8 protein-coding genes, 1 tRNA gene and 1 pseudogene are annotated in these 13861 nt (G+C 55.0%); 6 read left to right on the forward strand and 4 right to left on the reverse strand.

What is annotated here, in order from left to right; genetic code table 11:
- Nucleotides 1-1202 precede the first annotated feature (1202 nt).
- The 3 genes from AC2FFH_RS10500 (at nt 1203) to AC2FFH_RS10510 (ending at nt 3757) form a co-directional block, all read left to right on the forward strand.
- A complete protein-coding gene (locus AC2FFH_RS10500; protein WP_496724602.1) occupies nt 1203-2072 on the forward strand; it encodes a LysR family transcriptional regulator in 870 nt (289 codons plus the stop codon).
- A 106-nt stretch (nt 2073-2178) separates the two neighbouring features.
- On the forward strand, nt 2179-2802 hold the full coding sequence (gene wrbA, locus AC2FFH_RS10505) for an NAD(P)H:quinone oxidoreductase (protein ID WP_496836351.1): 624 nt from the start codon (nt 2179-2181) through the stop codon (nt 2800-2802).
- 58 nt (nt 2803-2860) lie between these two features.
- On the forward strand, nt 2861-3757 hold the full coding sequence (locus AC2FFH_RS10510) for an EamA family transporter (RefSeq protein ID WP_496844375.1): 897 nt from the start codon (nt 2861-2863) through the stop codon (nt 3755-3757).
- 693 nt (nt 3758-4450) lie between these two features.
- Here AC2FFH_RS10510 and AC2FFH_RS10515 read toward each other — a convergent pair.
- From AC2FFH_RS10515 to AC2FFH_RS10525, 3 genes are all read right to left on the reverse strand, one after another.
- Nucleotides 4451-6466 (reverse strand): hypothetical protein, encoded by a 2016-nt coding sequence (locus AC2FFH_RS10515; RefSeq protein ID WP_496844376.1) that lies wholly within the window; start codon nt 6464-6466, stop codon nt 4451-4453.
- Between the two features lie 106 nt (nt 6467-6572).
- Nucleotides 6573-6767: a type I restriction enzyme endonuclease domain-containing protein gene (locus tag AC2FFH_RS10520; RefSeq protein WP_496844377.1), complete on the reverse strand. Its 195-nt coding sequence runs from the start codon at nt 6765-6767 to the stop codon at nt 6573-6575.
- Between the two features lie 266 nt (nt 6768-7033).
- Nucleotides 7034-8389 carry a KAP family P-loop NTPase fold protein gene (locus AC2FFH_RS10525; RefSeq protein ID WP_496844378.1) on the reverse strand — a complete coding sequence of 452 codons (1356 nt, stop codon included), beginning with the start codon at nt 8387-8389 and terminating at the stop codon, nt 7034-7036.
- A gap of 283 nt (nt 8390-8672) precedes the next feature.
- On the opposite strand from AC2FFH_RS10525, the gene AC2FFH_RS10530 reads away from it, so the two are divergent.
- The 3 genes and pseudogenes from AC2FFH_RS10530 to AC2FFH_RS10540 all read left to right on the forward strand — a co-directional run bounded on the left by AC2FFH_RS10530 (nt 8673) and on the right by AC2FFH_RS10540 (nt 13648).
- Entirely contained in the window at nt 8673-11579 is a 2907-nt protein-coding gene (locus tag AC2FFH_RS10530) for a UvrD-helicase domain-containing protein (protein WP_496844379.1), read from the forward strand.
- An 882-nt stretch (nt 11580-12461) separates the two neighbouring features.
- Nucleotides 12462-12611, forward strand: a pseudogene (locus tag AC2FFH_RS10535) (helix-turn-helix domain-containing protein); the annotation flags it as partial.
- Between the two features lie 17 nt (nt 12612-12628).
- Complete coding sequence (locus AC2FFH_RS10540; protein WP_496844380.1) at nt 12629-13648, forward strand: tyrosine-type recombinase/integrase; 1020 nt, start codon at nt 12629-12631, stop codon at nt 13646-13648.
- A gap of 131 nt (nt 13649-13779) precedes the next feature.
- On the opposite strand, the gene AC2FFH_RS10545 is transcribed toward AC2FFH_RS10540, so the two are convergent.
- A tRNA-Pro gene (locus AC2FFH_RS10545) sits at nt 13780-13856 on the reverse strand.
- Between the last annotated feature and the right edge of the window lie 5 nt (nt 13857-13861).

Here is a 13861-nt window from a genome sequence, read left to right on the forward strand (position 1 = left end):
CTTTTAGTGTCTTCTTGATAGCTACCGGATTACAGACAAAAGAGAAGGTGCGTTTCAAATTGCTCTTCGCAATGTGGATTCCTCGCACTCCTCAATGGTTGCATAAGGTTGACAAAGGTTTACATCCACCCCTCGCGGGATCGGCGGATGTAAACCTTTCGACCTCAAAAACACCCCAAAATCAGGCCAAAGGTTTACACTAAGTTTACATTAAGTTGACAGATTTCACCCGAAAACCAATTTTTCAAACCAAAATGTAAACCTTTGAACCAGACAAACTCATTAAACAAAGGTTCTCAGACAACACATATCCGAAGACAGGCCAGAAAAGCGCGCATAGCGACGAAACACAGGCCAGCTAACACGTGACACACAGAAGAACACGGATGCAACTCAGGCCAGCGCACAGTAAGCCTGAGAGAGAACCTCATAGAGAGCAAACACACTCGATCAGGCCAGGCAGTATTTCGAGCTACTCCGGAGACGAAATACCGACGATTGCTCATAGACAGGAAATAGATGCACCTAGAGAGAACAAACCTAAGAGAGCGTATGTGCCTAGAGAGAAGAGGTGTGAGAGAAAGCCCCTAGAGAGAACACGCATAGGTAAAGTGATAGATCGATCGCAGGGGAAACGTAGGAGGGAGTATCCATGGGCGGAGCCCAATTTGCGCTTGTGTTTACCAGACCCTTTGTATGCTCCGTTGCTTCTAAGTGCTAATTGGGAAGCCGGTAACTTGCTGTGAAGCGTATTGAAGGCTGCACTTTGATTGTATGTGCTGTTATTCCTTTGGAAATTCGTATTGCGACTTCAGGAGAGTAGCTTCATTGAACCCTTGAGGCGTCGTTCCGCATCTTTTGCAATCGCCATAAGTCTTTCCTGTCGAGTTGGCTCACTAACAGCGTCGCTAACCGGTATAGGCCTGCTCTCGACGGGGCGATCCGACTTTTCATTGTTCGACCGGCTTGGAACGTTTTTTGGTTTATGCGGATTCTTAGATTTTGCCATTGCCCCTAACTCCTAACCTCATCGAAAATAGAGTGATGATTGTTTTCTGGCAACCGCCCGGAGATCAACACCAGCAACACAGGCGTGTCGCCCCTTCGCACCAGTGACGCAGTCGTATAACTTGCAGTTCGTTACGCCCTACTGGGCGGGTCAAAAACTGCTCGGGGGCCAGGAGTTGGACAAACTATCAGTCATGCAAGCTTTTCGCCGTATCGTTGAACGCGGTAGTTTTGCCCGTGCGGCGGAAGACCTTGGTGTTTCTCCTGCGCTTCTCAGCAGAGAAATCAAGCTTCTGGAAGAAAGTCTGGGAACCGTCCTCCTCACCAGAACGACCCGATCCATGTCACTGACTGACACCGGCAGTCTTTATTACGAAGATGCAATTGGAATTCTCGACGCGGTCGAAAAAACGGAACAGACCATCAGGGAAGGTTCCAAAGCGATGCGTGGGCACCTTCGGGTGAATGCGTCAAGTTCCTTCGGCCAAACCGTTATCGCACCGATGCTTCCAGAGTTCTTGGAAACTTATCCAGATCTGCGATTTACTCTTTCGATGGACGACAAGGTGATCGATATGGTCGAGGGCGGGTTTGATCTATCGATACGTATCCGCGCTGCCATGCCGGATTCCGCACTTGTTGCCCGACGGATCGGCGTGATGCGGCAAAGAATATTTGCGTCTCCCGACTATTTGGAGCGATGTGGGACGCCGACCCAGCCGGCGGATCTGAAAACCCACGCAATCATCGGCTTTTTGCTTGCTGATCATTTGACGAGTTGGAAGCTCTCGGCCGCCGACGGCGTCACATCATTGGAACTTGATCCGCGTGTGAGGGTTGGCAACAGCCTCGTTTTGCGGGATCTGCTGATAGCGGGGCAGGGTATTGGAACTCTGCCCGAGTTCGTTTCTGATGCTCCTGAAGCCAGCGGGGCCTTGGTGAGAGTTCTTCCTGACCACGAATTGCCCGCGCCAGAAGTATTCGCCGTTACAGCATCTCGCTTGGGAATGGACGCAAAGGTTACAGCCTTTCTTGATCATCTGCGTCTGGCTCTCAGGTCCTGACATTATTCAATACAGGTAAAGAGTGATGTCAAAGAGCGTGACTTAATTGGCGGCGCCACAAATTCCATTCTCTCAGGGAACAAGTCACAGCCCTGAGAGGTATCCTATGTCACGTATTCTCGTTCTCTATTATTCAAGCTATGGCCACGTCCGCACATTGGCCGATGCCGAAGCTGAAGGCGCCAGAAGTGTTCCCGGCACCAAAGTTGACGTTCGGCGTGTGCCCGAAACTGTCCCTGAGGAAGTCCGCCAGCAGGCTGGCTATGTCGTGGATGATACGCCTATCGCCTTGCCGGCTGATCTGGAAAACTATGATGCAATCATCATTGGAACACCGACCCGATTTGGCATGATGGCTGGCCAAATGAAGTCCTTCCTTGACCAGGCTGGTGGGCTTTGGGCCAGGAATGCACTGGTTGGTAAAGTCGGGGCGGTTTTTGCATCTACGGGCTCGCAACACGGTGGGCACGAGGCGACCCTTCTGACAACGCAAGTCCCGCTTCAACACTTTGGGATGCTGATTGCCGGAATGCCCTACACATTTTCTGGCCAGACTACATCAGAAGAAATCATTGGCGGCGCACCATATGGTGCCGGAACGATCGCCGGTGCTGATGGTTCCCGCATGCCTACCGAAACTGACCTTGCCGGAGCGCGGTTCCAGGGCGCTCATGTTGCAAGGATTGTAGCGTGCCTCGCTGGATCAAATCTGCAAGAGGAAGCAGCTTAACCTGCGCTGCTCTGACGTCTCACTCAACTTCTCAAACGCCTCAGCCGGGAGACATACAATGTCGCGCTCAACCGATATTCTTCTCACCTCACTCGCCCCAGCGGTATGGGGAAGCACTTATCTGGTAACTACCGAAGCGCTCCCGGCTGGCTATCCGATTACCCTGGCTGCGTTACGGGCTCTGCCTGCTGGCTTGTTGTTGCTTGCTCTGACGCGCTGCGTTCCACCACGCGAATGGCTCGGTCGAACTTTCGTCTTAGGCAGCCTCAACTTCTCCCTGTTTTGGGTGCTCCTCTTCGTTGCTGCGTATAGGTTACCTGGTGGTGTGGCCGCCACCCTGGGATCGTTGCAAGCGATGATCGTGATTCTGATGGCGTGGGGATGGCTGGGAACCCCAATCAGACTTGGTGCGCTCGGTGCCGCCACAACTGGCGTAATGGGTGTGTCTCTGCTGCTGATCGGGCCAGAAGCACAACTTGATTGGATCGGTATAGCAGCGGGTTTGGGAGGAGCTGCGTCAATGGCAGCTGGCACTGTTCTCAGCCGGAAATGGCAACCTCCGGTCTCGGCGCTGAGTTTCACAGCGTGGCAATTAACAGCCGGTGGTTTGATACTGCTGCCAGTCGCACTGTTTCTTGAGCCGCCTCTCCCTGCGCTCAGCGCGACAAATGTCGCCGGCCTTATTTGGCTTGGATTGATTGGTGCTGCAGCAACTTATGCTCTTTGGTTTCGTGGCATAGCGCGCCTGGAGCCCAGTGCAGTTTCGATGCTCGGCATGATGAGTCCTGTTACTGCTGTTGTGCTCGGCTGGGTATACTTGGGGCAAACGCTTAGCCTTACTCAGTCTATAGGAGCAGCCATAGTTATTGGCTCTGTTGTGGTCGGCCAGAGCGTGAATCGAAGGGACAATTCGGGTTCAAAAAAATGGAGACCAGCAACAGCAGGATCTGTCTGATGGGCGCTGGGTCGCAAACAATGGGCCCAATCCCGCAAGCGGGCGAGGAATGGCTCAGCAATTCGTTCAAGCCTGTTCGTCGGATCCTGTCATCATCGAAGTCCTAGGTATCCCTCCTAATTGTGAAGGGGATGCATTCTGGCACCGCCGCGTCGCGGCGGTCCTAACCTCCTGTATTAACGCTCGTAGTGTGGCCGAACACGCTAAGCGCTGAGAGCGCTCTGGGCGCGCGTTATGACTTCAATGCTGTCTTGTGTCGAAAACAGCGCTGGACGCTGCCAGAGAACACCCTAGCCAGCCCAGTGATCTTCCTCGGTGGGAAACGGAACCGACATCAGCTCCTAGTGCTGGTATCTCCGAGCATTCGATTAGCTCCTAAGCACACCAATTTGACATCAATTTATCGGATTAAGGAGTGGCAAGGTGCTGATCCCACGAGGGGTGAAAGCATTGAACGTTCAGTAAACGCTTACTTTGAGGCGTTTTGCCGCCCATCGCCGCGCCTGCGACCGCGGATCGCCCTAATAACTAGGGGAACCCTTCTTCTTATAAACCTTACCTACACATCAGACACCAAGCATACTCGTCCCCTTGCATCACGCAGAAGAAGAATGCCCAGGCGTCGAGGTCGCGGCGCCGGAACAATACGTCGAACTTGATCAATCGGCCCCTAATTCGCTTCGCGCGCCGAGCCTATTTCCAGGAGAAGCTGGTCCATCGACGCTGTAGTTCATCAAGTGCCTTCCCAACCACGTCATTCATCTCCTTCCAGCTTACCAGTCCTCGGCCTTCCAAATCATTCTTGCGGCCCATTTTCTGACCGCCGCGCCGCCGCTCTTCACGTTCCTCGAGCGCTCGTGCGCGGTTCCTCAACTCTATCCCGTAGACCCCGCGAGTCCGCATCTGGATTTGTGCGTCGTCAAGTAAGTGTCGAACGGGCTCAATCTCAGCGAGCTTGAACGAAAGAAAGGGCATGGCCAACTTCCGGAACGACGCAGACGCCAGGTCGATTACGGTGTCTAGCCCTTCCTTTCGAAGTGCGTCATCTCCGGAGATCGTAACTTCAATCCGTGCGCGGCGTTCGTGATCTGGCAGGTCTTCTTTAGTTTGTTTTGCAGGGTTTCGGCGGTTGGCGATCTTGTGTTGGATACTAACCTGGGAGGCTGAATTTTCGGCCCCCTTCCAGATTGTCGAGTTCAGGTAAAGATCTCGTCCGGGACGGGTGGTCAACAAGCGCGTTCGAACGTTCGGATCGTCGAGGTCGTGATCAGAGCCGGATATAGTTTGCTTCTTCTTCGCGAAGAAAAAATCTGTCTTCGCATTATTGTTGGTTTCCAGATAGAACTGCCTCGCATCTGCTCTACGTGAAACAGGAAGACCGTGACGATGAAAGAGGCTGTGCTTTGCCCAGTGATGGCGCTGTAGCAGACCAACCATCTGTTCTCGGAGCAATAATTCCTCTTCCGGCACTCCTCGAGTGCGCGGATAGAAGTCGACAGTGACCTCAATCAGATTAAAATTGACATCACCATCGATCCCATGGGTGCCTCGGATCACGTTAAGAATGGCAGAAAGCAATTCCGGGTCGGGATCTTGGATCAGGATTGCGAAATGGTGACCTAGGGGTTTTGTTCTTTCTAGTTGCTGGAGGGAGGCGCGCCAGTCCTGCGTGTTGACCTTTTTCACTAGGTCATGTGCGAAAATCTTTGAATTCGTCGCCTTGAATACCTTTTCGTAGAGGTAGCGCGGAGCGGTCGAAGTCTTTGTGCTAACTAAGAGCACCATCCGGTCGATCAGCGCCTCCACCTTGTAGGTATCGCGCACGGCCATATCCGGGGCCAAAACGATCTTGTCTTTCCGATCAGCGCGGACCGTGCCGCTCGTTGATGTAGAAGACACAGAAGTCGGCTCGTATCGCAGTTGGGATGGCGGCAACGAGACCCCAGTGAGGTTGCGATATTCATCCCCCTGCGCAAGCGATGAGTAACGCAGTTCTATATTGAATGGAGTCAGGTTTGCCGGCACTGGTGTCACTGGCTTCGCCATCGCGGAGACCTTCGCTTCCGGTCGAGGAGGCTTTTTGCCGGTGATGGCTCTCAGCACCTTCTCGATCTCTGGCGATTTCTTGATCTGCTTGCCGTCAACCACAAAGGCACCGGACTTCATGTGCTCTAGGTAGGCGGATAGGATGCGCTTCATCGACCGCAGGCGGGCGTCGAAGAATGAGGGCTCCTTTTTCTCACCGAGCAGCTTGAGCCATCGTTCGGCTAGATCGCGTTTCGTGATTTCCCGCGTGCGGCTTTCTCGCCCGGCCAGGACGAGGTCGTGCTCCAGAAGTTTCGGTCGGACGCGAAGTTCATACATGGCGACCGCGACGCACTTCACGATCACTCGCAGGTTCGGCTGCTTGCCGCCCTGCTTCGCCATCCCGGGATGCCCGTCAAGAAGCAACCAGCGCCCAAACGCCACCAGTTCGGCATATCTGCTCAGCCTCCCCGTGGTGGCAATGGCATTCGTGAGATCGGTCGGTGTATTTTTCTCCGCATCCGGGAAGCGCCGAGCCACGATGGCGTTGAGACGGAGAACGAAGCTGTCTTCTGAAATCTCGTTCGACAGAGCACCGGCCTCGAAAAGGGTCGATGCTGCAGCGAGGCGCTTCGCGCGCGGCTCGCGAATGACACTTTCGGCCAAGATGTTCGCTTTGGACATTGAGGTTCTCATCTATCAATATCGCGGCGGTCTATTCTCCCAGGCATTGGAGCTCAAGCTGTGGTATCGTGCTACACCAAGCTGAGAGTCTCGTTTTTGCGACCCGTCACATTGTTCGTGCCAGCGCTTCAGCCTGCCGGAGGACCAGTTTCACGGCGGCGGCTTGAAGGTCAGGAGGGTAGCCACATCGCCGCAGGATCCGCTTGACGGCGAAGCGCACCCTTGCGCGCACATCATCGCGCTGCCACCAGTCCACACCGGAGTTCTCGCAAACCGATTTCACCAACTCAGATGCGATCAATCATTAGCTGATGGCAAGGTAAGCCGCCATTGATCTGTAGCGTCAGGAGAATTTCACCAAGCTCATCCTACGAAAGATGACGCGAAACAATAGATCTGACACTCAATCTTGATTTGATTTTTGTCGAGTGCAATCAAAGCATCTATTCAAGATGTCATTCAGCTATTTCAGATATGCCAAGCCACATGACAGCGGAAATCCTCGAAAGCCGGTATCACCTCAAAAAGTGGCAGACGTTGCAGGCAGGGCAACGCCACCTGAGAAAACTAAATTCTAAATAGGTCGACCCAATCCTTTTGAATCCCCTTCGCTATGGATTTTCTATCCCGCACTCCAAAACGATCAAATCGACTTCCCATATCTCCAGACCAGTCAGGTAAGCCTTCAACATCATTTATCTCCTCAGCTCCACAGCAAAAAACTATTGTCGCAAGCCAAATAGTTACTTCATGATCGTATTCAGAATTGTAGTCTTCGCCGATACGCTCCACCGTTTTTTCTTTTGCTGCGAAGAGGTAATCCCGAAGCTCCGATGTCTGAGCGTCTCCAGAGACAAGTTTCGCGTGAAGCTCAGGGTCGACGACAGAAGTGACAAGAAGCGCGCAGAGTATATCAATATAACCTTCCATATAATCTATCTCATGAACGGCATTGGGCAACAACGCGACCTTGGAGAGGATCTTTCCTACATCTCTAAGTGAGACATCCCGGCTTTGGGCGACGCATTTCAGGATGCTTACACAACGTTCTGAAACGCGGGCAGGAAGTTTCATGTCGGAGATAAGCTTTGACGCGTATTTGGCTACAACATTAACTTCACCACGCTCACCGATCGTGCGAGGTAGCGAGAACGAGACGTTTATGAATTTCCGGAGATAGCTTTCTGCGTCAATTTCAGCACCATATCTTGCTTTAACACTGTTCTCTAATGCTGTTCCGTTAATGCCGAGTATGAAGTGAACTTTTGGCACTGAGAAAAAGTGCTTGATAACTTCCAGCACAGTCAGGGCATAGTCTGGTCGACACCGGTCTAGTTCGTCGACGACAACAACGATCGGCGCCGCTGATTTCTTAGTCAGCTCTGACAGCAGATTTCGAAAATCATGCACTGCTTCTTTTCGGTCTTCTTCAATATCCCAAAGGTCTTGCGCCGCATCTTTGGCTTCGCCACTTGCCGCGTCCGCGATCACATCTCCGATTTCATCAAAATGTTGTTTGGCACCAAACGTCGCTACCGAAAGAGCAATCCCCAATGCTGGCTTTGCAAGTTTGGCAGCGACAGATTTCCATTTATTAACTGTCGTAGCTTGCTCATCTGACAGGCGCGCATTTACCGCAGTAATGATGGAAACGAGAGGGTCGGTGAGATAATCGTTTTCAAATGCATCAAAATAGATGGTTGTGGCGGTGCCATTGTTTTCTGCAGTGTGAGCTGCAACCCACCGTTTGAGAAAAAATGTCTTTCCAGAACCCCACTTGTCGTCGAGCGCCAAGACAATCGGGTCTTCTATGCGTTCAACAAGTTCGGACAGCTGGTTTGAAATGGACTTCCGCCCAAGGACGTCATCATCGAACCCTGTGTCATACAAAACAATGTCATTATCCTGCGGAAATAGTTTCATCCGTAGCCTTCTCTAAGCGTTTGTTTCTTCAACCAATAACTGAGAACATGAACATCGTCGACCCAGGTGAGGGTCTCCGTAACGATGATTTCCTGCGCATAGCTGCCCCTGGTGCTGATTGCAGCAAAAGTCGGCTCTTCACCCAACCGCTCACCCGGCTCGAGAGCATTGTCGTGCAAAAATGAACAAAGTAGCCGCCCATTCGCGCCAGAAATGCGTTCCTTAAGGTTTCCCGCTTTACAATATTTGCTACACCCAGAAAAAGACTGACATTTCGGTGCACATGAATCTCGTCTCAAAATCCTTCCTAGGGTTCTTGGTTGACCCTCTGGGCCGACACCCAAGATCCCTGACGCTGCGTGAAAAGGGTATTGCGGCACGCGGCGCTGGTTCGCCCTGGATAGGATTTGAAGCTATCGCGACGCGCCCATCAGTGAGGAAGGGCCTTCTTTCGTCGTCGCTATCACTCGATCTTGGAGACGATCGCAACCTGACTTTGCCGGCGGTGAATATGGCGGCGGCCAGAACCTTCGCCGACGCCGCCGCCAACGCATGGACGGATTTCAATCGGGCGGAGTTGGAGAAGGAGGACGCCGCTGTCCGGCGCATCCTGCATGCGCTCGATGCGCTCAAAGTGCCGAATGCTTATCCCGCAGCATGCCGCGTAGCCCCACTTGCGGACGATGCTGTCGACCTGAGCGTCAGGGTGCTGTCCAAGCTCAATGCAGAAGCCGTCGGTGACAAGGTGATTTCCCGAATTGCGCCGATCATGGCGTTCGCATCCGATCCGAATGCCGCCCGGGACGCGTCAATCGAGGCGTTCGTGGAAGCTCAATTGCTTCGTTGGAAGGATTTCTTCGACACGGTCGAGTCCATGCCGCTGACGCCGGAACAGCGGCTGTCCGTCGTCGTCGACGAAGACGCGACGCTGGTTCTGGCCGGCGCGGGGTCGGGCAAGACCAGCGTGATCACCGCGAAGGCCGCCTACCTTGTGAAGGCAGGAATTCGGAAGCCGAGCGAGCTTTTGCTGCTGGCCTTCGCGAAGGATGCCGCAACCGAGATGTCGGAGCGGATAGAGGCCAGGTGCGGGGTCCCCGTGACGGCACGCACCTTCCACTCGTTGGCCTATGAGATCATCGGCGAAGTGGAAGGCGAGAAGCCGCCTTTGTCGCCGACCGCGACCGACGACAAGGCGTTCTTGTCGCTGATGAAGGAGATCTTGCGGCACATCGTGGCGACCGCCAACGAGATCGCCCAGACCGTGATCGGCTGGTTCGCTGGTTTCTTCGACGAATTCCCGACAGAATGGGACTTTAAGACAAAGCACGAATGGTATGCGCAGATCGAATGCCGCAATCTGCGGACGCTGCAAGGCGAGACGGTGAAAAGCTTCGAAGAGCTTCTGATCGCCAACTGGCTGTTCCGGAACGGCATCGCTTACGAATATGAGCCAAGCTACGAGCACAAACTCCAGAAGATCGGGCGTCGCACCTACATGCCCGATTTCCGGCTGACAGAGAGCGGCGTTTACATCGAGCATTTCGGCGTGCGTAAAAAACGCGGCCGAGACGACGAGGAGGAGCTGATCACGGCACCTTACGTCGATCGCGATGCCTACCTCGAAAGCATGCACTGGAAACGGCAGGTGCATGCCGAACACGAGACGGTTCTCGTCGAGACCTACAGCTGGGAGCGTGAAGAAGGCCGACTGCTCGAAGCGCTTGCCGAAAAGCTCGAACCACATGTCACGCTGCGGCCGATCCCGGACATCGAGATTTACGATCGTGTGGTCGAGGTGGGGGTGGTGGACAGCTTCACCTCGCTGATGGGCACCTTCCTGCGCCACTTCAAGAACGGCGGCTATCAGGTTGAGGATTGCTCCGACAAGGCGCAAACGCTGAAGATGGGCGCGCGGGCAGACGCCTTTCTCAAGATTTTCGGCGCGGTCTTTCGTGAGTATCAGTCCCGCCTTGGCGACCGCATCGACTTCGAGGATATGGTGAACCGCGCGACGGCGCTCGTCGAGAGTGGGCGCTACCAGAGCCCGTTCCGTCATATTCTCGTCGACGAGTTTCAGGATATCTCCACGGGGCGGGCGAAGCTGATCCGGGCTCTCAAACACCAGCACTCCGATGCCAAGGTGTTTGCCGTCGGCGACGACTGGCAGTCAATCTACCGCTTTGCCGGATCGGACATTCACATCATGCGTAATTTTGGTGCGGAGTTCGGAGGCATCTATGCAGGGGCCATTGGTGTCCATCGCACCGTCGATCTTGGCCGGACCTTTCGGTCAGTCGACAAGATCGCACTGGCTGCGCGTCGCTTCGTTCTCCGTAATCCCGCGCAGATCACCAAGACGGTGATACCGGCAGGCGAAACGGACGAACCTTCGATCAGGATTGCCTGGACACGCCGCGACACGGGGGAGACTGCCTTGAACGACGCCGTAGCTGGACTTGCCGCTACTGAAGGCAAGGGTGGCGGGAAGCCGTCGATCCTGATCCTGGGGCGATATCGTTTCCTGAGGCCCGATGTGGGGCGGCTTCAGCGCCAGAATCCCGGGGCGACGATCACCTTCAAGACCATCCATGCATCGAAGGGCCTTGAGGCTGATCACGTCATCATTCTTGGCGCCGACAACGCCAAGATGGGCTTTCCGTCGATGATCGTCGATGACCCTCTGCTCAGCTTGGTGTCACCCGAGACCGAGCCATTTCCGAATGCCGAAGAGCGGCGTGTCATGTATGTCGCCGTGACCCGGGCCCGGCGGTCCGTAACCATCCTTGCGTCCGAGGCGCGCCCCTCCGTCTTCGTCGAGGAGCTGATAAAGGAACCGGAGTTCGGCGTAGTCGTGCCCCCGGAGGCCCAGAAGCACACCCACACCTGTCCGGCTTGTGGCGGGCGTCTACTCCATATCGCAGGCAAAGATGGCCGCGACTGGTATCGCTGCGAGCATGTGAAGCTGTGCGGCAGTCGCATGCCGGCTTGCCCCGCCTGTGGCATCGGTTTCCCGGTCCGTTCTCGGGCCAGTGATGTCCTTATTTGTGGTGATTGCGGGGAGACCCAGCCGGCTTGTCCCAGTTGCGACGCGGGATGGCTTGTCGAGCGACGCGGCCGCTATGGAGCGTTTCTTGGCTGTGTCCGATTCCCTGAGTGTGATGGCAAAGCCAAGCTAAAGAAAGGCGCATGACAGGCTGAAAGAGCGCGATCTAGCCGCCATTGGTGAGATCAGCCACGACGGTTCGTGGGCAGCGCATTCCCTACACCCATAGTTGCCTCGGTGAACGGCAGATCCCCGCCCTGAAAGTAAGATTGCTTCAGAGTCATCACGCAACTACGGAGATCATCTCGTTAACATTTTTACAGTCTCCTTTTTTGTGCTTATGAAACGCGCCCATTCCTCCATCATCCCTCACCGCTTCTCGACCGTGTCTCCGCGTCTGTAAGCGCGCTCAACATCACTGCCGACGTTGTGTGCCAGTGCCATCTTGGCCGTGTCGCGAGGGTAGTTAGTGCGCTCGGCAGCCCAGTCCCTAAAGCTGGAGCGCAGACCATGAAGCACTGCTGGTCGACGCGAGCGGGCGTCAAGGAAACCCGGGCGATCCTCCTTCTCCTCGGCAGCTTGGATCCGGCGCATCACGGCCGAGATAGTCATTTCGGACATCTGCCCGTTGTCGGGGGACAGGAACACGCGAGCCGATTTCTTTCTCAGTCATCCATATGACACAGCATTTCTTAAGCAGGACGCAGAGGGAGGCGCGGGAAGCTCGCTGGAGAGCGGCCGCTTGGATTAGTTGTTGGTCCGCTGTGTTATAGAAATCGCTATCGAAAATGGTGGACGGAGGCTCCAATCAGTTTTTTCTTTTTATAAATTTCAATAGATTACGATTTTTCTCCGATCTCCAACGCGCACCCGTCATCGTGCTTGCTATAGACTTATTGATTGCACAAAAAAGAGCCTCCCGGCAATGCGCATGCAGATCAGGAATTCGACACCCAAGCCCGAGACGTCGACCGCTGAACGCCACCCTGGCATCTGGGTGACGGATACAAACCTCCGGGAGCTCACGTCATGAGTAGCGACCAAGCACTTCTCACCGTCGAGGAATTCGCGGCCGCCTTGCATCGCACGATCACCCCCAGAACGGTTCGGACCCTGATTCACCAGGGCGAGGTTAACGCCGTTCGCCTCGGCAAGCGCTACTACATGACTCACGACGAATTGAAGAGGTTCACGACATGCCCCGTAAACGCAAACCGGCCCGGCTCTTCCAGCGTAAGGACGATGGCGCCTGGGTCATCCTCGACGGAGGGCAACAGATCCGGACAGGCTTTGGTGATGGATTTCATGAGGCAGCGGAAGAAGTCCTGAGCAATTATATTGCCAGCAAGAAGCGGCAAGATGATCGCGTCCGCGACCCGAGCGAGATCACCGTCGGCGAGGTTTTGGTGCATTACGGCGAGGCTAAGGTAAAGGTGGTCCGCGACAGGGACCGCCTGCTCTACACGATACAGGCACTGTCGCCCTACTGGAGCGACCTCAAGGTTTCCCAGATCGACATCGACAGGTGCCGGGGCTATACGGCCTGGAGGCGGTGCGCCGCATGGACCGTCCGGCGCGAGATGAACACACTGAACGCCGCTGTCAAATACGCCCTGGCGTCGCGCAGGGTTAGCCATGCACCGATCGTAACCCTGCCTGAGAAGGGAGTCGCCAATGACCGCTGGCTGACCGAGGAGGAGCTCCAGCGCCTGCTGGAAGCCTCTGCTTCTCACGTCCAGCGGTTCATCAAGATCGCGCTATACACCGGACGTCGGAAGACCGCGATCACGAGGCTGAAGTGGATGCCCTCCCTTGATAGCGGCTGGGTCGATCTTGACAGCGGGGTGATCCATTTCCTTGGCAAGGCCGAGGCCGAGACCAAGAAGCGCAAGGGAATGGTCAAGATGCCTGGCACGCTCCACGCGGAGATGAAGACCTGGGCCCAGGAGGGGAGCCACGTAGTGTCGTTTAAGGGGGCGCCGATAGATCGGATCGACAAGGCCTTTCGTGCGGCCGTCCAGCGGGCCGGTCTAAAGGATGTGACGCCGCACACCCTAAAGCACACAGCGGTTACCTGGGCGTTCATGCGCGGCATGACACTGGAGGACGCCACGGCCTATTTTGCGACCTCGCGCGAAACCCTGGAAAACGTCTATCGGTCCTACAGCCCAGATGCGCTTAAGAACGCGGCGGGAATTATGGACTGGAAGATATGAAGTGCTAATTCGGTAGTTGGTGGATGCCGGTAGTGAACGAACTGAGCACATCTATCGAACGAAACGTTGCGGATATCGTTGCGGCCATTCCTCTGAAAACAACAAAGGCGCCCTTGGGCGCCTTGTTTTGTTGGTCGGAGTGAGAGGATTCGAACCTCCGACCCCTGCCTCCCGAAGACAGTGCTCTACCAGGCTGAGCTACACTCCGACCGT

The sequence above is a fragment of the Ruegeria sp. YTSC003 genome, assembly GCF_059609785.1.

Coding starts and splice junctions, on each gene's coding strand:
- AC2FFH_RS10500 (WP_496724602.1), top strand. CDS start 1,203: ATGCAAGCTTTTCGCCGTATCGTTGAACGCGGTAGTTTTGCCCGTGCG.
- wrbA (WP_496836351.1), top strand. CDS start 2,179: ATGTCACGTATTCTCGTTCTCTATTATTCAAGCTATGGCCACGTCCGC.
- AC2FFH_RS10510 (WP_496844375.1), top strand. CDS start 2,861: ATGTCGCGCTCAACCGATATTCTTCTCACCTCACTCGCCCCAGCGGTA.
- AC2FFH_RS10515 (WP_496844376.1), bottom strand. CDS start 6,466: ATGTCCAAAGCGAACATCTTGGCCGAAAGTGTCATTCGCGAGCCGCGC.
- AC2FFH_RS10525 (WP_496844378.1), bottom strand. CDS start 8,389: ATGAAACTATTTCCGCAGGATAATGACATTGTTTTGTATGACACAGGG.
- AC2FFH_RS10530 (WP_496844379.1), top strand. CDS start 8,673: ATGAATCTCGTCTCAAAATCCTTCCTAGGGTTCTTGGTTGACCCTCTG.
- AC2FFH_RS10540 (WP_496844380.1), top strand. CDS start 12,629: ATGCCCCGTAAACGCAAACCGGCCCGGCTCTTCCAGCGTAAGGACGAT.